Consider the following 23,526-nt stretch of genomic DNA (forward strand, 5'->3'; position numbering starts at 1 on the left):
GCAGGGCGGGGCGACGGCCCGGGGCGCGCCCGCGTGTACCACACTTGACAAGACGATTGAGATCAATAAAGTTGAGCGTGTTCGCATCAAGTCACCGACGACAACGTCGACGATGCCTGGAGGTGAAGAGTGATGTTGATGCGCACCGACTCGTTCCGTGAGTTCGACCGACTCGCCCAGCGGCTTCTGGAGAGCGGTCGTCCGGCGGTCATGCCGATCGACGCCTACCGCGACGGCGACGACTTCGTGGTCCACTTCGACCTGCCCGGTGTCTCCCACGAGAGCATCGACCTGGAGGTCGAGCGCAACGTGCTCACCGTGAAGGCCGAGCGCCCCGCCCCGCGTCGCGACGGCGTGGAGCCGATCGTGAACGAGCGACCGAACGGCACGTTCACCCGCCAGGTCTTCCTCGGCGACGCCCTCGACACCGAGCACATCAACGCGCAGTACGAAGACGGTGTACTCACCCTGCGCATCCCGGTGGCCGAGAAGAGCAAGGCACGCAAGATCTCCGTCGGCCACGGCGCCGACCGGGAGGCCACCGCCATCAGGGCCTGACCGGAACGGGCGCACCGTCCGGCACTCGGGGCCGCACACGCCGTGCGGCCCCCTCGCGTGTCTCCCTCACCCCGGATGAGGTCAGAGCCCGCCGATGCCGACATACTTCGTGTCGAGGAACTCCTCGATGCCCACGCGGCCGCCCTCGCGGCCCAGACCGGAGTGCTTCACCCCGCCGAAGGGCGCGGCGGGGTTGGAGACGATGCCCTGGTTGAGTCCGACCATCCCCGTCTCCAGCCGCTCACTGACCCGCAGCGCGCGGTTGAGGTCGCGGGTGTAGAGGTAGCTGACCAGGCCGAACTCGGTGTCGTTGGCGGCCGCCAGCGCCTCCTGCTCCGTCTCGAAGGTGAGCACGGGGGCGACGGGCCCGAAGATCTCGGTGTACGAGAGCTCGCTGTCCATGGGCACGTCGGCGAGCACGGTCGGCTGGTAGAAGTGCCCGGGGCCCTCGCCCGGCCCGCCGCCGACCAGCACGCGCGCGCCCCTGTTGACCGCGTCGTCCACGAGTCCCTGGACCTTCTGGCGGGCCTTGTCGTCGATCAGCGGTCCGACCTGGACACCCTCGTCCACGCCGCGCCCCAGCCGCAGCGCGCCCATGCGCTCGCTGAGCCGCGCCGCGAACTCGGCGGCCACGCCGGACTGGGCGTAGATGCGGTTGGCGGCCGTGCAGGCCTCCCCGATGTTGCGCATCTTGGCGAGCATCGCGCCGTCCACGGCGGCCTCGAGGTCGGCGTCGTCGAAGACCAGGAAGGGCGCGTTGCCGCCCAGCTCCATGGAGGTGCGCAGGACCTGCCCGGCGCTCTGTTCGAGGAGCTTGCGCCCGACCGCCGTCGAGCCGGTGAAGGAGAGCTTGCGGATGCGGCCGTCGCTCAGCAGGGGCTCGGTGACCGCCCCGGGCGACGTGGTGGGGATGACGCTGAGGACGCCCTCCGGGAGTCCGGCCTCCGCCAGGATGCCCGCCAGGGCGAGGGCGCACAGCGGGGTCTGGTGGGCGGGCTTGAGGATCATCGTGCACCCGGCCGCGATCGCGGGGCCGATCTTGCGGGTGCCCATCGCCATGGGGAAGTTCCAGGGGGTGATGAGCATCGAGGGGCCGACGGGCTGGCGCATGATGAGGAAGCGCGACCTGCCGTCCGGCGAGGTCGAGAAGCCGCCCTCGACGCGCACGGACTCCTCCGAGAACCAGCGCAGGAACTCGGCGGCGTAGGCGATCTCGCCCCGCGCCTCGGGCAGCGGTTTGCCCATCTCCAGGGTCATGAGGACGGCCAGGTCCTCCTGGCGCTCCATGAGCAGCTCGTAGCCCCCGCGCAGGATCTCACCGCGGGTCCTGGGGGCCACCGCGGCCCACTCGCGCTGGGTCCGGTGGGCGATGTCGAGGGCGGCGAGGGCGTCCTCCTTGCCCGCGTCGGCCACCTCGCACAACGTCTCCCGGGTCGAGGGGTCCTCCACCGGGAAGGTGGCCCCGGACACGGCGTCGCGCCACTGCCCGCCGAGAAAGAGCCGCTTGTCGACCTGTGCGACGACCCGTGCTTCCTGATCCGACATGTTTCCCACTCTCCAGTCACGCACCGACCCGGATCGACCACCCGTGGTCGGAACCGCCCGGCGTGAGCCCTCTGGACACCGCCCGACACGGATGCTTCCATAGCACTGTCGATTGTCAACAATCCTACGGAACATGCAACAGGGAAGTGAGACAGCGCATGGCGGAGCTCTCCCCGATCCTCAAGCAGGCGACCCCCGTTCTCGCGGCACGGGGTGAGGGCGTCTACCTCTACGACGAGGACGACCGCCGCTACCTCGACTTCACCGCGGGCATCGGCGTGACCAGCACCGGCCACTGCCACCCCCGGGTGGTGGCCGCCGCCCAGGAGCAGGTCGCCACGCTCGTCCACGGCCAGTACACCACCGTGATGCACCGCCCGCTGCTGCGACTCACCGAGCGGCTCGGAGAGGTGCTCCCGCAGGGCGTCGACCGGCTGTTCTACGTCAACTCCGGCAGCGAGGCCGTGGAGGCGGCGCTGCGTCTGGCACGGCAGGCGACGGGGCGGCAGAACGTGATCGTGTTCCAGGGGTCCTTCCACGGGCGGACCATGGGCGCGGCGTCGTTGACCACGTCGGGGGTGAAGATCCGCGCGGGGATCGGCCCCCTCGTACCCGGCGTGGTCGTCGCACCGTTCCCGTACGCCTACCGGCTGGGGATGTCCGAGGACGACGCCGTCGCCTACGCGCTGCGCGAGCTCGACTACCAGTTCGCGACGGTGAGTTCGCCCAAGGACACCGCGGCGGTGTTCATCGAACCGGTCCTGGGCGAGGGCGGTTACGTCCCCGCGCCGGACGCCTTCCTCCAGGGGCTGCGCGAGCGCGCGGACCAGCACGGGTTCCTGCTCGTCCTGGACGAGGTGCAGACGGGGTTCGGACGGACCGGAACGTTCTGGGGGCACGACCCCTCCGGCGTGCGCCCGGACATCGTCATCACCGCCAAGGGGCTGGCGAGCGGCTTCCCGCTGTCGGCGATCGCCGCCCCGGAGTCGATCATGTCCAAGGCGTGGCCGGGCTCGCAGGGCGGGACCTACGGCGGCAACGCGGTGTCCTGCGCCGCGGCGATCGCCACGCTGGACGTGATCCAGGACGAGGGTCTGGTGGAGAACTCGGCGCGCATGGGCGAGCGGCTGCGGCAGGGCCTGGAGAAGGTCGCGGGGGCCCACCCGACGATCGGGGACGTGCGCGGACGGGGTCTGATGCTGGCCAGCGAGTTCACCGCGCCCGACGGCTCTCCCGACGGAGCCACCGCCCTGCGCGCCCAGCAGGCCGCCGCGAGGAACGGGCTTCTCCTCCTCACCTGCGGCCCGGCCGGGAACGTCGTCCGGATGATCCCGCCGCTGGTGGTCAACGGCGAGCAGGTCGACACCGCGGTCTCCCTGTGGGCGGCCTCGGTGGAGGAGGCGACCCGGAGTTGACGTGCGGCCGTCCGCCTCAGGGGTGGGTGCCGTTGGGGCATCCGCCCCGGGAGGGCTCCATGTCCCGGGTCACACCGGAAATTGGCGCGAAGCCCTTCCAACCCCGTGGTAGAGTCGGAGACGTCGCCAGGGAGGCACGGCCATCCGGGCGACACACAACTGAAGACCTGCACTCGTAGCTCAATGGATAGAGCATCTGACTACGGATCAGAAGGTTGGGGGTTCGAGTCCTCCCGAGTGCGCCACCTTGAGACAGTGGAGATACCGCCGGACCTGGACACCACACAGGCCCGGCGGTTTCTTTTGTGCCCCGAGGAGGGCGGCGTCCGGAGCCGCGATGCACATCCAGTACACATGGCGTCGGTGCCCCCTCAGGCGGCGAGCACCCGCGACCGGGCCGCGTCCATGGCTTCGGCGACCTCGTTCCACGCAGAACGATGTAACCGAGCAGGAGAGTCAACGCCCGGTCATCGTGGGCGGACGCGGCACCTGGTCGTGTCGCCAGGAGGCGCGCACGCCAGCAGGTGAGGAAGAGACCCGCGTGCCCTGGCCGCCGTGGTCTCGGGGAGACGTCAGGCACGCGGGGTTCTCAGAAGGGGCGCCAGCGATCGGCGCGTTCGACGATGTAGACCCGCAGGTTGTCCGCGGTCGCCCCGCACACCGTCCGGCGTTCAGCCTCCACCAGGGCGGCGGCAACCAAGGACACGTCACGGCGTGCCGCCTCGTCCGTCGAGGACAGCACCGGGGGCACGATGCGCCGGACATGGGCGCACTCGGCCCCGTCGAACTCGTGGCAGAGCCCGACCACGTAGGTCATGCGCAACCGCCGTCGCGCGATCGTCTCGGGCAGCACACATCGGATCCGCTGCACCAGCGAGGTTCCGTCCGGTTGGGGGGACAGTGCCTCGTAGGTGATGGACTCCCAGTCCTCACAGGCCACGCGCACCCGCACTCCCCGAGCACGCGCCCATGCCTTCAGGGTCTCCCTGTCGACCACGGAATCGGGTTCATCGGCGGTCACCGTCCCACCACCCCTGCGGCTATGGCCGTGCGCACCAGGTCACGCAGTTCGTCCAGGCCGTCGTCAGGGGAGGTCGATTGCGCGATCCGCACCAGCGTGTCGATTCCCCGCCGGTCCCGTTCGGCCCGCTGCGCGGCACGCTTGTGCTCCAGGGCCGTGTAGGGGCCGCGCACGAGGCGGTAGGCGCGGGGGTCGTCACCGTCCATCACGATGGGTTCCGGCGCGGGCAGCATCGCCACCCGCGTAGGCGACGGCAGGGGGAACGGCCGGGGACCGGTCCGGCGGTGCCTGCCGCGTCGCTTCGGTCGAATCAGAGTCACCAACGCCCGAATCAGGGCGATAAGGTCGCTCACGTCAGCCTGCTTTCCTCAGGTTGGCCGTGCCCCCGGACGCCTAGCCCGCGTCGCGGGGGTCTGCTGTCTGTGAGTGGCTGTGACCACGACCGGCAGCCCATCCGGCCGCGGTATATCCACCCGTGCGTTTCAGGAGCCCGTTCCGGTCCCCCGACAGGTCGTGCAGGACACGACACGTGTCGCCGGTTCTCGCGTAGCCGACGAGCGGACCACGACCAGGCGACGAGAGCGGACGGTCCTACGTCCGCGCCCGCGACAGGACTTGCACCGCTTCGAAGCTGAGACGGCGACGGCATCCACGAAGCACGCTCCCCGGGGGACTGGGGTGCACTGGGTTGTCGGACCACGAGCGCACCGCTCAAACGAACCCTGCCCAACTCATATACATGGGACAATCACATGCACTCATGTATATGAGTTGTCATACACAGGTTGCCTCACTCATGTACATGAGTCAACCCCGTGAGGCCAAGAAGCCTGTCTAACTCGGACGTTCCGGGCCTCAGTCTGTGGCGGGTATGCGGTAGTCGAGCACAAACTGATCAGCGACCATGATCGTGTCGCACACCTCCACCACACGCCCAGCCGTGGTGACCGCGTTCCGCGTCAGGTGGATGATCGGAGAGCCGGGGCTCAGGCTCAGCGCACTCGCCTCCTGCTTGGTGGCCAGACGCGCCCGAACAGTCTCGGTGTACTCGGCGAACTCGTGCCCGTGCTCTTCCAGACGGGCGTAGATGCCACCGCCGCCCGGGTTCTCCTCGAAGAGTTCGGGGATGTCCCGCGCCACGTCCCACGGCAGGTAGGACGTCGCCTCCTCAGTGGGAGTGCCGTCGCTGAAGTAGAGACGACGGCGGGCAAGGACCTTGTCACCCTCGTTCACGTCCAGGCGCTCAGCGATCTCGGCGGGAGCGGAGACGGGTCCGATGGACAGGACCTGAACCGTGGGCTTCACCCCGGCCTGTTCGGTCTCCGCGATGTAGGCCGCCTTGCCCGCGCGGCGGTGCGAGCGCCGGAACCGGTCCGAGGACTTGCGCGTGACGGGAGGCCGGGACTTCACGAAGGAGCCCTTGCCCTGGAAGGTCTCCACCAGGCCGGTCGCCCGAAGCTGGGCGATCGCCTTGCGGACCGTACCGGAGGAGACGCTATAGCGCTCCATCAGGGCGGTCTCGCTCGGTATCTCCTCAGCAGGTGCCAGGCGACCAGTCCTGATCTGCTCTTCGATGTCGTCCGCGATCTGGAGATACCGGGGCTTCGCCGACTTCGCCCCTACAGTGCTCGCCATAGTCCTTCTGTGCCTCCTATGCTCATGTACATGAGTAACAGCACCGGAGACAAGCCGTCAACGCCGCTGCATTCCGTGTCCGTCGCAGGAGCCGTCATCCGCGAGGACGGACGCATGTTGGCGATCCAGCGCAGGGACAACGGCCGGTGGGAGCCCCCGGGCGGGGTGCTGGAGTTGGAGGAGACCCCGGAAGAGGGGGTTGTCCGCGAGGTGCTGGAGGAGACCGGTATCCGCGTCGAGGTGGAACAGCTCACGGGCGTCTACAAGAACATGGCCCGCGGAATCATCGCCCTCGTCTTCCGCTGCAAGCCGTCCGGAGGCGAAGCACGCGTCACCCCCGAAGCGACCGCCGTCGAATGGTTCACACCCGACGAGGTCAAGAAGCACATGGGCGAGGTCTATGCGGTCCGCCTACTCGATGCTCTAGGCGCAGAAACCCCATACATCCGAACCCACGATGGTGTGCGACTAACCTCAACAAGATAGACAAATATTCTACAAGTGGGAGAATAAAAATAATGACAAACTATAGACAATAGCGCCGAATAAGATTTCTCCAGTCAAACCTCCCCCAAGAGGAAGTTGGAACCAACGGAGATGCATGCAAAGCGCGAGCCATCTGAGAAGCAGGTAGAAAATACGCAAAAAGAACCCAAGGCTCGATGAAATAGCATCCACTAAAGATTTCTCTTTTTAAAACCCAAGCTAACGAGAAGCTCGTCCCACTCTTTGTTAGGGATGAAGTTTGCTCGGGGATATTTCTTCCCCCCAGGGGTTGGCGCCAGGGAAATTGAAGGCAGCCCCACTGGCTCCCAGTGGTCGTGATCAAAAATTTGAGAAAATCTCCTCCTGAAAGAATCTATCGAATCCTTGAATGCTCCTCCATCCTTATAGAGCTGCGGCTCCTCGCAAAACATGATCCACCCACCCAATGGAGAAACGATCGACCACTTGACCGTTCCAGTTCCGCTGATCAAAGCGCAGGAGTGAGATACATCGAGCGGAGAATCAGGGGTTACTTCCTTATCCAAATTAAGCACAGCTGACCTATATTTTGGCCACAAGACCTGCAGTTTTCGCAGCTTTTCCTTCAGTTGCACGACACCTGATCCAGGAAAAGACCTTTCCAGTTGGCTCATCAGCGAGTGAAAAGCGCGCACACCCTCGTGGTAAGCAAGGGGACAGAGCTTCAGCGCTGGACCAAGACGAAAAAAAGAGTGCCCCTCCACATCAAAGGCAGTGCCCTTAATTCCACCAGAGCTTCCATGCATCACAGAGGAAGCAATCCTATAATAAGGATAGAAATCTAGCATGTCATGATCACGAGCTCTCTCGTATAGATTCTTTTGAGACCAAGATCCCCGAAAAGAAGCTCCATGCCTAGACAATACTTCATCGCGCTTTGAGCGATTATCCCTATCCACTTTATTTAATTCATGAAGGTACGAACTGCGCTCAGCGCTAGGCAGGTTATTTGCTCCAATTTTCGCTTCGCACTCCGAAATAACTGAGACGTAATAATGATCCGAATACCTGCCTAGCATCTCATCGTCAGAGGAAATCGAGGCAAAATTAATAGAATGCTCAATTAAGGCGCGCGCCGTTCGCGTTGCCGCCCTACCACTACCCTCTTGAAGCTCTCTCGCCAGATCATAAAAATCATTGAAGCTCTGATTCATCAATTGAAGAATTGCGGGTTCAGGTCTAAGGTGTCCGACAAATTCAGCAACCCCGACGATTGCATCTAGGCACTCCTGGAATACGGGAAACACTTCCCCGGTGGCATCGGAGATCATTTGGCGAAAGCCTTTGCCATCAGGCTGGATATTGTATTTCAATCATTTCCTTAATTCAAGAAACTGCAGAATTGAGCTGTATGAAATCAAGGCGACGGCGCGAGCGCCGTCGCTGCGGCCACCGGCCGCCGCTCGGGCTGCGGGCTGACGCCCGGTCCCGAGCGCGCCCGTGGCAACGCCTCTGCCATTGTCTGACGCGGCCCCCGAAGATGGGGCCAGAACGGACCAAGTCAGGCCATCATGCCTCATGACCTGCGCGTATGTCAGAGCTTTTGGTCCTGAAACGGACGGATGTGCTCTCCTGCCCCGAACCGCCCATCAATCCACCTCCGTGGTTACTCGGGCAAGCGTTCCATGCGCGCTCAACCGCTCTACGCCTAAAGTGAGTACGGTTCATATCCGAACCCCCGGCAGAAGGCGACCCATATGGCACTGGTCCGCAAGGGCTCTCGCCGCATCACCGTGGACGGCACCGACTACCGGTGGCGCGTACGGCACAAGCCGACCTACACACAGGGCATCTGCGCGACACCCATGACCTTCGCCGTGGAACTGGCAGAGGAGCCAGGGCAGACGCTCGTCGTCACCACCCAGCACCCGCACCCGGGAACCTGGCTGTCGGTGGACTCTCCCACCGCTGTGACCCCGGCCGTGGTCGTCGCGGCCATCCGGAGCGCTCTCGCTCACGGATGGTCTCCGGAGTCCTCCGGTCCGTCACACCACATGCAGCTCTAAGCCTGAACACCTTGCCCGGTCGGACGGCAGCAGAGACGTCCTCAGGCCCCAAGGGCACCCGATCGCGCGACCCGGACTGTCCGTGGCCGCTGTCCCCAGCGCCATCAGCCGCACTGGACCAGAAACGATGGTTGCCGAAGACCGTGGCTAGGGGAGCATGGCTGAGGTACGCGGGAAAGGCCAGTTCACCTGGGGCTGGCATCCTGTGGCTGGGGTCAAGGCGATGCACATTCAGTGCACACGCCGCCGGGAAGCCGCCAGAACCCCCGGGAAGCCCCCAGCACTCCCGCACAGGTCAGCGGCCGTTCCCACCCCTCACCCGCCAGCCAGCGGAGGCACCCGGAACATCGGAAGGTTGGGGGTTCGAGTCCTCCCGAGTGCGCCACCTTGAGACAGTGGAGATACCGCCGGACCTGGACACCACACAGGCCCGGCGGTTTCTTTCGTGCCCCTCGAAGGGCCGTGTCCAGCCCCGTCACGGCCCCGACCAGCGCCGTGACGAGTGCGGCGCGTCCAGCGGAGACCTCCTCGCCGAACGCGCCGCGGTGTTCACCTGTCGACGGGTGTCAAGCGCCGATCGACCCCACTGCCCGTGGTGAGGGGGCGCGCAGCTCGTCGACCACGGCGTCGACGCACTCCGGTGTCAGCACTGTGTAGTGGTCGCCGGGAACCTCCGCGACCGTGACGCCCCCCTCGCACACGGGCAGCCAGGCTTCGGCGGTCGCGGCACCGCCGCCCGACTCCGCCTGGATGAAGTGCACCGCTCCCGGGTACGGCTCGGGCCGGTATCCCGCGAGGGCCCGGGCGTTCGCGGCGAAGCGCGCGAAGGTCGACTCGAACTCCGTCAGGTCGATGTCGCTGGGAAGGATGCCGCGTTCACCCAGCGCGGAGAAGAGATCTTCCAGGGAGGGGTACTCGGTGTCGGTGTCCGCTCCATGGCCGGTGAGACCCGCGAGGTCGCGGGCGAGCCAGGTGCGCAGCCGCGCATCGCTCACCTCGGCCCTCTCCAGGTCCCCGGGGGTCTCCGTCACGTCGATCGCGTCCACCCGTTCGACGACGTGCCCCAGCGACTCCAGCTCCCGGGCGAGCTCCAGGGACAGCAGGCCGCCCATCGACCATCCGGCGAGCCGGTAGGTGCTCCCCGGGACGTCACGCGCGACGGCCCGCGCGTAGTCGGCCACGAGCTCGGTGAGGGTCGATTCCCGTTCGTTCGGGTGCGGCGACTGCAGCGCGTAGACGGGCTGGTCCTCGCCGAGGCGGCGGCTCAGCTCCGCGTAGCACAGCACCTCTCCGCCCACCGGGTGGGCCAGCACCAGCGGTGTGGCCGTTCCCTCGGTCCTGATCGGCACCACCGTCGGACGGTCGTTCGACGGCGTGCCGACCCCCTCGTCACGTATCCTCCGGGCCAGTGCGCGGATGGTGGGGGCGGCGAACAGGGCGGCCACGGGAAGGTCGGCGCCCAGCTCCCGGCGCAGTGCCGACACGAGTCGCACCGCCAGCAGTGAATCGCCGCCCAGCTCGAAGAAGTCGTCGGTCACGGACAGCGCGGGCGCGTCGAAGAACGCTCCCCAGATGTCCAGCAGCAGCTTCTCCTCGGCGTCGGCTGGGGGCGCGGCGGTTTCCTCCTCCGCCGCCGGGTCGTCCGGGACGGCGGCCAGGGCGGCCCGGTCCACCTTGCCGTTGGAGGTCAGGGGGAAGGCGTCGCGGACCGCGACGGCCGCCGGAACCATGTACTCCGGGACCCGGTCGGTCAGCATCTCGCGCAGTTCGGCGCCCGTGTACGCGACGTCCGGCCGCAGGAGGACGTGGGCGGTGAGGCGCTTCTTGCCGCGGTCGCCGTGGACCACGGCCACGGCGTCCCGGACACCCGGGCAGCCGAGCAGGGCCGCCTCCACGTCGCCGAGCTCGATGCGGTGGCCGCCGACCTTCACCTGCATGTCCTCACGGCCGAGGAACTCGATCTCACCGTTGGGCAGGAGGCGTCCCCAGTCACCGGTGCGGTACAGGCGCCGCCCCGTGGCGGGGTCGGTGACGAAGCTGCGGGCGGTGCGTTCCGCGTCCCCCAGGTAGCCGCGTGCCAGCCCGGCCCCGGCGATGTGGATCTCTCCGGGGACCCACGGCGGGCGCGGCCGCATCGCCCGGTCGGCGACGAACACGCGCTGGTCGCGCATCGACACCCCGTACGGGATCGACGGGAGCGCTCCGTCGGAGGCGGCGATCCGGTGCCAGACGGACCAGATGGACGCCTCCGTGGCGCCGCCGAGGCTCCACTGCGCGGCCTCGGGGAACAGTCTCCAGATGTCGGCGGGCAACGCCACCGGGATCCAGTCGCCGCTCATCAGCACCGCGCGCAGCGGCGGAAGCGCGGGCCGGGGCGCGTCGGTCGGCACGTACGCGCACAGCATCGCCATGAGCGCCGGAACGCTGTTCCAGACGGTGACGCCGTCCTGGCGCATGCGCCGCAGCCACGCGCCCGGCTCCCGTAGCTCCCCCGGGGCGGGGATGACCACCGCACCGCCGACGGACAGCGGTCCGAAGAGATCGTAGACGGACAGGTCGAAGTTGAGCGCCGACAGGGCGAGGACCCGGTCCCGGGACGTCAGGCCCAGTTCCTCGTTGACGTCGAGCACGGTGTTGAGCGCGGGACCGTGTTCGATCATCACCCCCTTGGGCGTCCCGGTGGAACCGGAGGTGTAGATGACGTAGGCGAGGTCGCGCGGCGACGAGGTCACCTCCGGAGGGGCCACCGCCGGATCGTCCGCGGCGGGCGGCCCGACCTCCCGGACCAGCACGCCCTCGGGCCACTCGACGGCGTCGCGCAGCCACGGTTGCACCAGCGCCTGGCGGATCCCGGCCGCCTCGACGATGCCGCGCACCCGGCGCGCGGGCCACCGCGGGTCGACGGGCACGTAGGCGGCCCCGGCCCGCAGCACACCGAGGCAGGCGACGACCTGTTCCCATCCCTTCTCCATGGTGACGGCGACCAGGTGCTCCGGGCCCGCCCCGCCGTCGGCCAGGCACCTGGCCACGCGAACGGACTCGGCGTCCAGTTCGGCGTAGGTCAGCGACCGGCCCTCGGCGACGACCGCGACGGCCTCCGGCGTCCTCGCCGCCTGGGCCACGACGTCGCGGTGCAGCAGGGCGTCCTCGGCGAAGACGTGCTCGGCGGCCGGCGGGACGGTTTCGGCGCCGCCGTGCGGCTCGGACCAGGCGGGCCGAGTCCAGGCGCTGTCAACGGCAGAGTTCACGGATCAGCCCTTCGTAAGCGGTGAGCATGGCGTCCACGGTCCCCTCGGGGAAGACCTCCTCGACGACGTCCCAGTTGAGGACCAGGCACCCCTCCTCCTCGAAGGCCTGGTGGTCCAGGATCACCTGGGGCGTGCGGACACCGCTCCACACCGGGACGCCGGACTCGCCGAGCCGACACAGCGCGCCGATCGGCCCCGCCTCGTCCGCTCCCCCGGGGCGCGGGCCGCCGCCGAGGGTGCTGTTGAAGACCACGGGCATCCGCGCCCGTCCGGCGCCGCCGTCCAGTCGACCCAGGTCGCGCAGGACGTCGAGACCCGTGTGGGCGACGTGCTCCATGTCGCGGAGCAGTTGCCGCTGGATCGCCGCGGCGTTCTCGCGGAAGGGCGCGGCGGGGTCGATGTGCACCTCCAGGAGGCTGGTCGAGGAGAAGTTGCCGACCGTCCGGGACATGTCCAGGTCGAGGACGCCGCTGCGCTGGGAGACCAGCATGGTGACCGTGAAGTCCGGGGTCTTCGACCACCGGGCCAGCACGTGGCAGTAGGCGGTGAGGATCGCGCAGGACGGGGTCACCCCGGCCGCCGCGGCGTTGCGCTGGAACGCCGCCCACTCCGGCGCGCTGATCCGGAGGCACCGGTTGCCGAAGTCCGGGGTCGTCACGTCGCCCAGGCTGACGGTGAGGGGGAGCTGGGGCGCGGGCGGCAGCTCGGCGGCGCGCCCACGCCAGTACTCCCGGCTCGGTTCGACCTCCTCGGACGCGCCGTGCGCGCGGATCCCTCGTACGAAGGTCGCGAACGACGGTCCGACCGGGGGCAGCTGGGCCCGCGGGTCCCGGTACAGCCGAGCCCACTCGTTGAACAGCAGCGTGCTGCTCCCGCCGTCCGAGATGAGCACGTCCACGGCGACGTGCAGGCGGGTGACGCGGTCGGTCAGGCGGGTGGCGCGAACCAGGAACAGCGGCCAGGCGGTGATGTCGAAAGCGTGCGTGCGCAGCTGGTCGTGCAGCTCCGCCAGGCGGGACGTCCGCTCCTCCTCGTCGAGGTCGCGGAGGTCCTCCACGGCGATGCGGTACTCCGGCACCTCTCCCAGCACGCGCTGGGTCCCGTCGGGGGAGAAGACCGCCCGCGTCATCTCGTGCCGGTCGATGAGCGTGCGCAGCGCGCGCTCGGCCGCCGTGACGTCGAATCCGGTGAGATCGACCTCGATGTACAGCACGGTGGGCACGTCGCCCAGCTCGAAGTCGCCCGCGCGGCCGAGGACGTAGGCCTCCTGGAGCTTGGTGAGGCCGAACTCCCCGGAGTCGGGGCGGGTGGCCCGCGGTACCGGCTCCGTGCGGGTGCGGTGCTCCTCCGTCCCGTCGGGCTCGGCGGTGCTCTCCGCCGTCGCCGCGCCCGCCCCGGTCGGCGCGAACAGTCCGAGGACGTGCTCGGTCAGGGCCTGGGGGGTGGGGTGGTCGAACACCGCGGTCGCCCCGAGCCGGACGTCCAGCGCCCGGCCGAGCCGTGTACGCAGCTCCACGGAGGTCAGGGAGTCGAATCCCATCTCGTAGAAGGAACTCCGCGGGTCGACGCGTTCCGGCCGGATGCCGAGCAGCTCGGCGCTGCGCTCCGTGACCAGGCGGAGCAGTGCGGCGGTGCGCTGGTCCGCGGACGCGTCCGGGTCGTTCAGCACGGCGAGGACGGATGCGGCGCCGGAGTCCGCGTCGTCGGAACCGGGCGACCGGAGGGCGTCGCCGGTCGGGGCCGAGCCGTCGCGTGTCGCGGCGTCGGGACGCGCGGCGGCGACGGTCCCGCGGTTGCGCCGTGCCGTCAGGTCACCCAGCAGGAACGGCACGTCGGCCAGGTCGGGCGTGCCCGCGTCGGGCAGCGCCACACGCCCGCCCACCAGCGCGGCCGCGCCGCTGGCGAGGGCGCGGTCGAAGAGCTCCAGCCCCTCGCCGACGGAGAACGGCGCCACGCCGTTGCGGCGCAGTCGCAGCAGGTCGCGTTCGTCGAGGTGGCCCGTCATTCCGGTGGACTCGGACCACAGTCCCCAGGCGACCGCGTTGGCGGGGCGTCCCCTGGCGCGACGCCACGCCGCGAAGTGGTCGAGGAAGGTGTTGGCGCCGGCGTAGTTCGCCTGTCCCGGGCCGCCCAGCACACCGTAGATCGACGAGAAGAGCGTGAAGAACCGCAGGTCGTCGTCGCGCGTCGCGTCGTCCAGGGCCACGGCGGAGTCGATCTTGCTCCGCAGGACCCGGTGCAGCTGGTCGGGGGTCATGGCGGAGACGATGGCGTCGTCCAGCAGCCCCGCCGCGTGCACCACACCGGTGATCGGCCGCCACGCCCGCACCTCGGCCAACGCCCGGCGCGCGTCATCGGCGTCCGAGGTGTCGGCGGCGACGACCCGGACGGCCGCGCCGAGCCCGGACAGTTCGTCGTGGAACTCGGTGATCCCCGGGGCCCGGTCCCCGCTTCGGCTCAGCAGGGCGAGGGAGCGCACGCCCCGGTGGGACACCAGATGTCGGGCCAGCTCGCGGCCGAGGGTGCCGGTCCCGCCGGTGATGACGACGGCGCCGTCGCCCGGGTCGAGGGGAGCGGCTTCGCCTGGTCTGTGGCGGGCCAGCTGCGGGCACAGCACGCGGTCGCCGCGGACGGCGAGCTGTGGCTCGGAACGCCGGAGCGCCGCCGCCACGACCTCGCGCTCGCCCAGTGCCGCGTCGTCGACGTCGACGATCCGGACCTGACCGGGGTGTTCGGTCTGCGCCGAGCGGACCATGCCCCACACCGCGCTCGCGCCCAACCGGAACTCCTCGTCACCGGGAACGGCGACGGCGTTGCGCGTGACGAAGGTGAGCAGCACGCGGTCGGCGAGCTCCTCCTCCCCGAGCCACCGTTGGAGCGTGTCCAGGGCGGCGGCCGCCGTCCCGTGGGCCTGCTCGCCGACCGTGCCCTCCGTCTCGGCGACGGCGACGGCGATCCGCCATCGTCCCGGGAGGCCGCCGATGATCATGAGGGCCTCGTCCAGCGTCGCCACCGAGATGCCCCCTCTGCTGGCGTCCCGCAGGGCGGCGTGGAGGGGGCCGTCGTCCTCGCTGACCACGCAGAGCCGAGCGTCGTCCGCCGGTTCGGCGGTGGGCGGACGCCAGTCCAGCTCGTAGAGGGCGGCGGCGTCGGTGTCGTCCCGCTCGGCCGGGGCGACCGCGAGGTCGCGCACGACCATGCGCGACACGGTCAGCAGCACCGCTCCGGACTCGTCGGTCAGGACGAGCGAGACGGCGTTGTCGTCGGTGCGCCGCGCGATCGCGTGGCAGGCCTCGCCGTCGGCGGCCGGTCCCAGCCGCACACCGCTGAACGCGAACGGGACGGCGACGCTTCCGGTGTCGGCGGCGCCCAGCAGCCCGGTGGCGACGGCGGCGTGGAGCGCGGCGTCGGTGAGCGCCGGATGGATCGTGAAGCCGCGGTGGTTGACGCGGGCGGCGTCCGGGAGAACGATGCGCGAGCGGCTGAGTCCGCCGTGGTGCTCGGCCTCGCGGACCCCGCGGAAGGCGGGGCCGTAACCGTATCCGCGTCCGCGCAGCAGCGTGTACATGGCGTCCGCGGGCAGCGGCGTGCCGTCCCGGCCCGCGCGGACCGCGTCGGTCCGTTCCGTGTCCCGTTCGGCCGTGCCGCTGGGGGTCAGCGACCCCTCGGCGTGGCACGACCACTCCTGGTCCCCCCGCGGGCGCGAGTAGACCGCGACGGGACGCGTGCCCCGCGGGTCGGGAGGTCGGACGGCCACCTGGACGTCGACGGCCGATCCGTCCATGGGGACCGGAAGCGGGTCCCAGAGCATCATCTCCTCGACGTCGGGACAGCCCACCTCACGGCCGGCGGTCAGCAGCAGCTCCATGAAGGCGGTGCCGGGCAGCAGCGCGGTGTCCTCGACGCGGTGGTCCATGAGCCACGGGTGACCGCGCACGGACAGGTCTCCGCTGAGCAGGACCGTCCCGTCGTGCGTCGACACGACGGAGGAGAGGAAGGGGTGCCCCCCGTCCCGGACGGAGGCGACGGGCGGGGCGGCACTCGGGGCCGCCGAACCCGACGGGCCCGCCGGGCCGGACAGCCAGAAGCGCTGCCGTTCGAAGGGGTAGGTGGGCAGCTCCACCAGAGGAGGTTCGGTTTCCTCCCGGTCACCGCGCAGGGCGCGCCAGTCGATCGCGTGGCCGCGCACGTAGGCTTCGCCGACCGCCGTGCGGAAGCGTTCCCGGGTCCCCTGGTCGCGTCTGAGGGTCGGGGTGACCGGGATGTCGCCGCCCGCCTGCCGCACGATCCCCTCCAGGGAACCGACCAGCACCGGGTGCGGGCTGACCTCGATGAACGCGTCGTAGCCGCGTTCGGTCATCTCGGCGACGGTCTCCGCGAACCGCACCTGTCCCCGCAGGTTGCGGTACCAGTACGCGGCGTCGAGTTCGTCGCCCTCGACCGGCTCGGCCCCCACGGTGGAGAACATGGGGATCGTGGCGCGGGTCGGGGTGACGTCGGACAGAGCCGTCAGGATGTCGTCGCGCAGGGCGTCCACGGTGGGCGAGTGCGAGGCGTACTTCACCGGCACCCGGCGGGCGTAGACGTCACGGCCGTCGCAGAGATCGAGCAGGCGTCCGATTCCCGGGTCGTCGTCACCGGAGACGAGCACGAACTCGGGGCCGTTGGTCGCCGCGACGACCAGGTCGGCGTCGGCCTCGTCGATGAGTCGCCGCGCCGTCTCGGCGGAGACGGCGAGAGCGGCCATGCCGCCGCGTCCCGACGCCTCCAGGAGCCTGCTGCGGCAGGCGACGACACGGGCGGCGTCCTCCACGCTGAGGGCGCCGCTCAGGCAGGCGGCCGCGACCTCGCCCTGTGAGTGGCCCACCACGGCGGCGGGCTCCACCCCGACCGAGCGCCACATCTCGGCCAGGCCGAGCATGACGCAGAACAGCAGGGGCTGGATGACGTCGGTGCGTTCCGGGTCGACATCCGTCCGTTCGCCGGTGAGGACCCGCATGACCTCGTAGTCGAGGTGGGGTTTGAAGGCCTGGGCGCACTCCTCGACCCGGAGTCGGAAGACGTCGGATTCCCGCAGCAGCGTCCGGGCCATCTCCGGCCACTGCGAGCCCTGGCCCGGAAAGACGAACACCGGGCGGCGGATGGGGCGGGCGTCGCCGTACACGGCCGGAGCGTCCGCGGGATCCGCGGCGAACGCGCGTGCGGCGGCGACCAGCGCGCCGCGGCTGTCGCCCGACACGATCGCGCGGTGGTCGAAGTCCTGGCGGGCGGACATCAGGGAGTGCTCCACGCCGTCCAGCGGGACCTCGTCCGACTCCAGCCTGGCGGCCACGGCCTCGGCGTAGGCCCGAAGGGCCGTGGGGGTCTTGGCCGAGAGCTTGAGCAGGGTCGGGCGGTCCTCCGTCGCACCACCGGGGTCCGCGACGGGTGCGTCGTCCCAGCCCTCCAGGATCACGTGCGCGTTCGTGCCGCTGACGCCGAACGAGGAGACCGCGCAGCGCCGGACCCCGTCCCGGGGAGCCCAGGGACGGTTCTCCCGCAGCACCTCGACCGCGTTCGACCAGTCGACGTGCGTGTTGAGCGGCCCGTCGACATGGAGCGTCCGGGGCATCACCCCCGCACGCATCGCGACGAGGCACTTGATGACGCCGCCGACTCCGGCCGCGGCCATGGAGTGGCCGATGTTGGACTTGAGGGAGCCGAGGTAGACCGGGTGCTCACGGTCGCCCCGACCGTAGGTGGAGCTGATGGCGTTGACCTCGATGGGGTCGCCGAGCCGGGTCGCCGTGCCGTGCGCCTCGACCAGCTGGACGTCCTGGGGGGCCAGCCCCGCGTCGGCCAGCGCCCGGGTGATGACCTTGGCCTGGGCGCGGCCGTTGGGCGCGGTCAGGCCGTTGCTGGCGCCGTCCTGGTTGACGGCCGTCCCCTTGATGACGCCGAGGACGCGGCGGTTGAGGCGTCGGGCCTTGGCGAGCGGTTCGAGGACGAGGACGCCCGCGCCCTCGGCCCACACGGTGCCGTCGGCGGCGTCCGAGAAGGTGCGGCAGCGGGCCCCGGGCGAGAGCGCGTGGTTCTTGGCGAAGTCGACGAACATGCCCGGCCCCGCGAGAACCGTGCAACCGCCGACGAGCGCCAGGTCCGTCTCCCCGCTCCGGAGCGACCGCACGGCGGTGTGGATGGCCACGCCCGACGACGAGCAGGCCGTGTCGATGGTGAGCGCCGGGCCTTCCAGGCCGAGCAGGTAGGAGATGCGGCCGGAGGCGACGCTGGTGGAGGTGCCGGTCCCCATGTACCCGGCCGTCTCGTCCTGCCAGCGCCACAGCGGCATCCCGTACTCGTTGGGCATGACGCCGACGAAGACGCCCGTCGACGAGCCCCGGAGGCTCGACGGCACGATCCCGGCCCGCTCGACCGCCTCCCAGGCCACCTCCAGCAGCACCCGCTGCTGGGGGTCCATGGCCTTCGCCTCCGCGGGTCGGATCCCGAAGAAGGCCGCGTCGAAGGAGTCGGCCTCGTACAGGAAGCCGCCCTGCCGGGCGTAGGCCCGATCGTAGAGGTCCGCGGTGTCCCAGCCGCGGTCGTCGGGGAAGTCGTCCACGGCGTCGCGGCCCTGGCGGACCAGGTCCCACAGCTCCTCGGGGGTGTTCACCCCGCCTGGGAAGCGGCATGCCATGCCCACGACGGCGATGTCGTCCCGTGCCGGACCGTGTTCAGACACGCTGTCCCTCCAGCTTCTCCGTCAGGTATGCGGCGAGTGCGTTCAGAGTGGGGTGGTCGAAGAGGACGGTCTCGGGTATCCCGACCCCGGTCCGGTCCGCGACCGCGTCCGCGAACTCCAGGAGGGTCATCGAGTCGATGCCGAGATCGCTGAAGCTGCGCTCGAAGGCCCGCGCGGGAGCGGGTTCGTCGAGGACGGCGGCGAGCTCGTCCTCGAGCAGGGTCCGCATCGCCCAGGACCGGTCGGCGGCGGTGCGGGCGGCGGACCACCGGTCCAGGAAACGCGGCACGGGGCGTGCGCTGTCGGCCGCGCCGGTCGGCGGGGCGGTGGACCGGTCGTCGGGCTCCGGGTTCCGTCGCTGGGACGCGGTGGGCGCGTCGGGGTCCGCGGCACCGCCCGGCAGGGGGTGGGGCCGACGTTGGAAGGGGTAGGTGGGCAGCAGCGGCACCGCGCGCCGCCGTTCGCCGAGGTGGTCGCGGACGGCCGTGACATCGCCTCCGTGGACGTAGGCGCTCGCGGCCCGCACCGCCGTGGCGCGACGCCCGGGGGTCCGGGTCATCCACTCGGCGGGGACCGCGAGATCGTGCCCGGAGACGATCTTCGCCAACCCCTGCCGGATCTGGTCCCAGTCGGAGCCCAGGACGGCGGCCCGGTGCTCCCCGTGGCTTCGGGCGCTCAGGGCGCGCCCGACGTCGGTGACCGTGCCGGTGGACGTGCCGAACGGGTGGTCGAGCAGGGCTCGGGCCAGGTCGAGGACGGCGTCGCGGGAACGTCCGGACAGGCACCAGACGGCGTCCGCGTGATCGTCGCTCCCCGGAACCGGGTCCGGGTCCGGCGAGTCACCGGAGCCGCCGGAGTCCGACCGGTCGGGCGGCGCTCCGAGCAGCACGTGCGCGTGGGTACCGCCCATGCCGAAGGAGCTGACCCCGATGACCTCCTGGGGACCGAACGTCCGCCGCTCGGGCCGGGTGACCACCCGGATGTTGTGCTCGTCCAGCGGGATGCCGGGGTGGGCCCGGCTGTGGTTGAGGGTGGGCGGCAGACAGCCGTGGTGCAGCATCAGGCACGCCTTGATCAGTCCGGCGATGCCGGCGGCGGACTCCAGGTGTCCGATGTTCGTCTTGACGGAACCGACCGGCAGCGGGTCCTCGTCCGGGCGGCGCCGTCCCACGGCCGCACCGAGTGCCGCGGCCTCCACGGGGTCCCCGACCGCGGTTCCGGTGCCGTGGAGTTCCACGTAGGCGACACGGTCGGCGGTGACGTCGGCCATCTCGTGCGCGGCGGTGATCGCCTCGCGCTGGGCCTCGACCGAGGGGACGCCGACGCCGCCCGGTCCCCGGCCGGCGTCGTTGGCGGTGGCGCTGCCGCGGATGACCGCGTAGACGTGGTCACCGTCCCGAACCGCCGCGTCCAGCGGCTTGAGGACGACGCAACCGGCCCCCTCGCCCCGGACGTATCCGTTCGCCCTCTCGTCGAAGGTGTGGCACCGCCCGTCCGGTGACAGCCCGCCCCACAGCCGCACCTGCTCGGTGACGGCCCCCGACAGGTTGAGGTTGGCTCCGGCGACGAGTGCGGCCGAGCATTCACCGAGCCGCAGGGCGCCGACGGCGCGGTGGAGCGCGACCAGGGAGGAGGACTGGCCGCTGGAGACGACCTCGCTGGGGCCGCGGAGGCCCAGGTGGTGGGACACCCGGTTGGCGAGCATGCAGCCGCTGGTGCCCATGTGGCCGAACCGGTCCAGGGATCCGCTCATGAAGTAGCGCATCCGGAAGTCGTCGGCGTCCGCGCCGACGAAGACGCCCCAGCGCGTGCCGCGCAGCCCGTCGGCCGCGACACCGGCGTCCTCGACGCATTCCCACGCCAGCTCCAGCAGCAGCCGCTGTTGCGGGTCCATGTACTGGGCTTCCCTGCGCGAGATGCCGAAGAACTCCGCGTCGAAGAGGTCGGGGTCGGGCAGGAAGCCCCCCGCACCGGCCGGAGGGGCGCCCGGTCCGGGTCTTCGGTCGGCCCATCGTCCCTCGGGGACGGCGCCGACGCTGGAGACGGCGCCGATGAGGTTGGCCCAGAACCGGACAGGGTTCTTCGCCCCGGGAAATCGACAGGCCAGGCCGATGATGGCGACAGGTGTCATGGATGCGCTCCGAGGGGTTCACTGCGCGTGGGCATGGGTGATGGCGGACGCGCGGGGTTGGTGCGTGGGAGTGGGTGGCGGTGGGAGTGTGGCGGTGGGGGTCAGGCCAGCGGCCCGGGGGCGACCGTGAGGCTCTTCAGACCGCGGAACGTCGGACTGGCCTTCCAGTCGAACCGGTCGGAGGGGGTGACGATCGACAGGTCGGCGCAGCGGCGGATGAGGGCGTCGAAGGCGACCTCGGCCTCCAGCCGTGCGAGGTGCTTGCCGATGCAGTTGTGGATGCCCCCGCCGAACGCGAGGTGCTCGCCGCGCGGTGCGGTGACGTCGAGGGCGTCCGGGTCCTCGAAGCGTGCGCTGTCCCGGTTGGCCGCGGCGAAGGAGAGGAAGACGATGGCGCCCGCCGGGAGTTCCACACCGCCCACCTCGACCGTCTCCGTCACGTAGCGGTAGAGCGAGAAGTTGAACGGTGACTGGTGGCGGAGCAGCTCCTCGACGGCTCCGGGCACCAGGGAGGGATCCGCCCACAGGCGCCGTTTCTGCTCCGGGTCGCGTTCGAGCGCGAGGAAACCCGTCACGACGAGGTTGGCGCTCGTCTCGTATCCGGCCGCCAGCAGGGCGTACGCCTGCGCCACGGCCTCCCGCTCATCGAGCGACGTGGCCAGCTGTGTGAGGACGTCGTCACCCGAGCCGTCGCGCCGGGCACGGATCAGCTCGCCCAGGTAGGACGCCATACGGTCGGCGTCACGACGCAGCGCCTCCGGCTCCGCGGCGCCGGTGATGGTCTGCACCCACGCGTGGAACCGGCTCCGGTCCGCGCGGGGGACGCCCAACGTGTCGCAGATGACCGCGACGGAGTATGGGAGGGCGAAGTCCTGTACGAGGTCGAAGCTGTCCTTGCCGACGAGGGCGTCCAGGGTCTCGGTGACCGCCCGGTGCATGTCGTCGCGCTTCGCCGCGACCGCACGGGCGGTGAAGATCGTGTTGAGCGGCTTGCGCAGTCGGGTGTGCTTGGGCGGGTCGTTGTTCGCCATGTTGTCGTACAGCAGCGAGGCCCGCCCCCGGTCGCCCGCGGCGCCCTGTTCCCGGCCCGAGTTGGCCGCGAACAGCGGCATGGCCTCGTCGATGCTCTTGCGGAACCTCGGGTCGCGCAGCACGAAGGTGACGTCCTCGTAGGAGGTCACGAGCCACGCCTTGAGGCCCGGCGGAAGATAGGCCATTCCGGTCTTCAGGACCACGGGCGTCGGCTTGTTGCCGGAGTCCCTGATGGTCCGGTAGACGGGGTAGGGGTCAGCGTAGAACTCCCCGTCGAGTTCCATGGGGCAGCCGCCGCGCGGCGTGTCGTTCGGTTCTCTCACGTCACACCATCGGTTTCTGTGGGGTGGTGCGCTGCCGGTCGGCAGCGGGCCGGGGCGTACCGGCCCCGGTCGGGGCGGGTCAGGGGCGGCCGAGAACCAGGGAGACGTTGTGCCCCCCGAAGCCGAAGGAGTTCACGAGGGCACAGTCCCAGTGGCCGGTGCGTGCGGTGCCGGTGACGACGTCGCAGTCGACCTCGGGATCGAGGTCCCGCAGGTTGCGGGTGGGCGGCACCGTTCCGTCGCGCAGCGAGAGGATCGCGGCGACGGCGCCCAGCGCGCCCGAGGCCCCGAGGAGGTGTCCGGTCATGGACTTGGTGGCGGTGACCACGGGGTGGCTTCCCAGCGCGGAGGTGATGGCGTCGGCCTCCGCCACGTCACCCTGCGGTGTCGAGGTCGCGTGGGCGTGCACGACGCCCACGTCGGCCGGGCTCAGGTCGGCGGTGCGCAGGGACTGCCGGATGGCGCGGACCTGGCCCGGTGTGTCCGAGGCGGTGATGTGCGACGCGCTGGCGCTGAGGCCCGCGCCGAGCAGTCGGCCGTGCGGCGTCGTCACGCCCCGGGCGCGGGCGTGCTCGGCCCGCTCCAGAACGACGATCGCGGCGCCCTCGCCGAGGACGAAGCCGTTGCGGCCGGTGTCGAAGGGGCGACAGGCGAGCTCCGGGGCGGCGTTGTCGGTCGACAGTGCCAGCATGCGGGCGAAGGCGGCCAACGTGAGCGGATAGATGCTGGCTTCGACGCCGCCGGCGATGACCATGTCGGCGCGGTCGGAGCGGATGAGGTCGAGACCGAGCGCGAGCGCCTCGGCCCCCGAGGCGCAGGCACTCACCGGGGAGTGCACTCCGGCGAGGGCGCCGAACTCCATGCTGACCCAGGCGGCGGGCCCGTTGGCCATCAGCATGGGCACGGTGTGCGGGGACACCCGTCGTGGCCCGGAGGTCATCAGGGTGTGGTTCTGGTCGAGCAGCGAACCGATTCCGCCGATACCGGTGCCGATCACCACCGCCAGGCGCTCGGGGTCCACCTCGGGACGTTTCGCGTCGTCCCAGGCGTCGCGTGCGGTCGCCAGCGCCATCTGCTCGCAGCGATCCAGCCGACGGGCCTCCGTGCGTTCCAGCGCCTCGGCGGGGTCGGTGGGCAGTTGGGCGGCGATACGCACCGGAAGTGTCTCCGCCCAGCTCTGGTGGAGAGGGGAGACACCGTTCTCGCCCGCGCACATCGCCGACCAGGTCGTGGTGGCGTCGGCGCCGAGGGGAGTCATAGCGCCCAGACCCGTTGCCCAGACGTCAGTAGTGCGTGACTGCATGGCTGGGGACTCTAGCCAACCTACTGGTAGGTACGCAATACCTTATTTGGGGTGTTTGTGGTGGTT

General features: G+C 70.1%; 14 protein-coding genes, 1 tRNA gene and 1 pseudogene. 6 read left to right on the plus strand and 10 right to left on the minus strand.

Annotation, left to right across the window (positions count from 1 at the left end):
• Positions 1-132 precede the first annotated feature (132 nt).
• Positions 133-558 (plus strand): Hsp20/alpha crystallin family protein, encoded by a 426-nt coding sequence (locus AB0I72_RS21405; protein ID WP_358571436.1) that lies wholly within the window; start codon positions 133-135, stop codon positions 556-558.
• Between the two features lie 81 nt (positions 559-639).
• Here AB0I72_RS21405 and AB0I72_RS21410 read toward each other — a convergent pair whose 3' ends face one another.
• Positions 640-2,103 carry an NAD-dependent succinate-semialdehyde dehydrogenase gene (locus AB0I72_RS21410; RefSeq protein ID WP_358571438.1) on the minus strand — a complete coding sequence of 488 codons (1,464 nt, stop codon included), beginning with the start codon at positions 2,101-2,103 and terminating at the stop codon, positions 640-642.
• 158 nt (positions 2,104-2,261) lie between these two features.
• On the opposite strand from AB0I72_RS21410, the gene AB0I72_RS21415 reads away from it, so the two are divergent.
• Positions 2,262-3,518 carry an aminotransferase class III-fold pyridoxal phosphate-dependent enzyme gene (locus tag AB0I72_RS21415; RefSeq protein WP_358571440.1) on the plus strand — a complete coding sequence of 419 codons (1,257 nt, stop codon included), beginning with the start codon at positions 2,262-2,264 and terminating at the stop codon, positions 3,516-3,518.
• 169 nt (positions 3,519-3,687) lie between these two features.
• Positions 3,688-3,763 (plus strand) — tRNA-Arg (locus tag AB0I72_RS21420).
• A 344-nt stretch (positions 3,764-4,107) separates the two neighbouring features.
• On the opposite strand, the gene AB0I72_RS21425 is transcribed toward AB0I72_RS21420, so the two are convergent.
• From AB0I72_RS21425 to AB0I72_RS21435, 3 genes are all read right to left on the minus strand, one after another.
• Positions 4,108-4,539, minus strand: coding sequence for a hypothetical protein (locus AB0I72_RS21425; protein ID WP_358571442.1), 432 nt, complete (start codon positions 4,537-4,539; stop codon positions 4,108-4,110).
• On the minus strand, positions 4,536-4,772 hold the full coding sequence (locus AB0I72_RS21430; protein WP_358571530.1) for a hypothetical protein: 237 nt from the start codon (positions 4,770-4,772) through the stop codon (positions 4,536-4,538). The genes AB0I72_RS21425 and AB0I72_RS21430 overlap by 4 nt, the downstream gene beginning before the upstream one ends.
• A 622-nt stretch (positions 4,773-5,394) precedes the next feature.
• The gene (locus tag AB0I72_RS21435) at positions 5,395-6,174 is read right to left on the minus strand and encodes a GntR family transcriptional regulator (protein WP_358571444.1); all 780 of its coding nucleotides are present in this window, start codon (positions 6,172-6,174) and stop codon (positions 5,395-5,397) included.
• Positions 6,175-6,198: 24 nt separating this feature from the next.
• On the opposite strand from AB0I72_RS21435, the gene AB0I72_RS21440 reads away from it, so the two are divergent.
• Entirely contained in the window at positions 6,199-6,660 is a 462-nt protein-coding gene (locus tag AB0I72_RS21440) for an NUDIX domain-containing protein (protein WP_358571532.1), read from the plus strand.
• 191 nt (positions 6,661-6,851) lie between these two features.
• On the opposite strand, the gene AB0I72_RS21445 is transcribed toward AB0I72_RS21440, so the two are convergent.
• A complete protein-coding gene (locus tag AB0I72_RS21445) occupies positions 6,852-8,012 on the minus strand; it encodes a DUF5677 domain-containing protein (protein ID WP_358571446.1) in 1,161 nt (386 codons plus the stop codon).
• A 384-nt stretch (positions 8,013-8,396) separates the two neighbouring features.
• Between AB0I72_RS21445 and AB0I72_RS21450 the strand changes: the two genes are divergently transcribed.
• Entirely contained in the window at positions 8,397-8,705 is a 309-nt protein-coding gene (locus tag AB0I72_RS21450) for a hypothetical protein (protein WP_358571448.1), read from the plus strand.
• A gap of 280 nt (positions 8,706-8,985) precedes the next feature.
• Positions 8,986-9,090 (plus strand): annotated as a pseudogene (locus AB0I72_RS21455).
• A 181-nt stretch (positions 9,091-9,271) separates the two neighbouring features.
• On the opposite strand, the gene AB0I72_RS21460 reads toward AB0I72_RS21455, so the two are convergent.
• The 5 genes from AB0I72_RS21460 to AB0I72_RS21480 all read right to left on the minus strand — a co-directional run bounded on the left by AB0I72_RS21460 (position 9,272) and on the right by AB0I72_RS21480 (position 23,460).
• Positions 9,272-11,953 carry an amino acid adenylation domain-containing protein gene (locus AB0I72_RS21460; protein ID WP_358571450.1) on the minus strand — a complete coding sequence of 894 codons (2,682 nt, stop codon included), beginning with the start codon at positions 11,951-11,953 and terminating at the stop codon, positions 9,272-9,274.
• Positions 11,937-18,671, minus strand: coding sequence for an SDR family NAD(P)-dependent oxidoreductase (locus AB0I72_RS21465; protein ID WP_358571452.1), 6,735 nt, complete (start codon positions 18,669-18,671; stop codon positions 11,937-11,939). The genes AB0I72_RS21460 and AB0I72_RS21465 overlap by 17 nt, the downstream gene beginning before the upstream one ends.
• Positions 18,664-20,802, minus strand: coding sequence for a beta-ketoacyl synthase N-terminal-like domain-containing protein (locus AB0I72_RS21470; RefSeq protein ID WP_358571454.1), 2,139 nt, complete (start codon positions 20,800-20,802; stop codon positions 18,664-18,666). The genes AB0I72_RS21465 and AB0I72_RS21470 overlap by 8 nt, the downstream gene beginning before the upstream one ends.
• A gap of 101 nt (positions 20,803-20,903) precedes the next feature.
• On the minus strand, positions 20,904-22,157 hold the full coding sequence (locus AB0I72_RS21475; RefSeq protein WP_358571456.1) for a cytochrome P450: 1,254 nt from the start codon (positions 22,155-22,157) through the stop codon (positions 20,904-20,906).
• A gap of 79 nt (positions 22,158-22,236) precedes the next feature.
• Complete coding sequence (locus AB0I72_RS21480) at positions 22,237-23,460, minus strand: beta-ketoacyl-[acyl-carrier-protein] synthase family protein (protein ID WP_358571458.1); 1,224 nt, start codon at positions 23,458-23,460, stop codon at positions 22,237-22,239.
• Positions 23,461-23,526: the final 66 nt, after the last annotated feature.

It is taken from the genome of Nocardiopsis sp. NPDC049922 (assembly GCF_040660275.1).
Classification (GTDB): Bacteria; Actinomycetota; Actinomycetes; order Streptosporangiales; family Streptosporangiaceae; genus Nocardiopsis.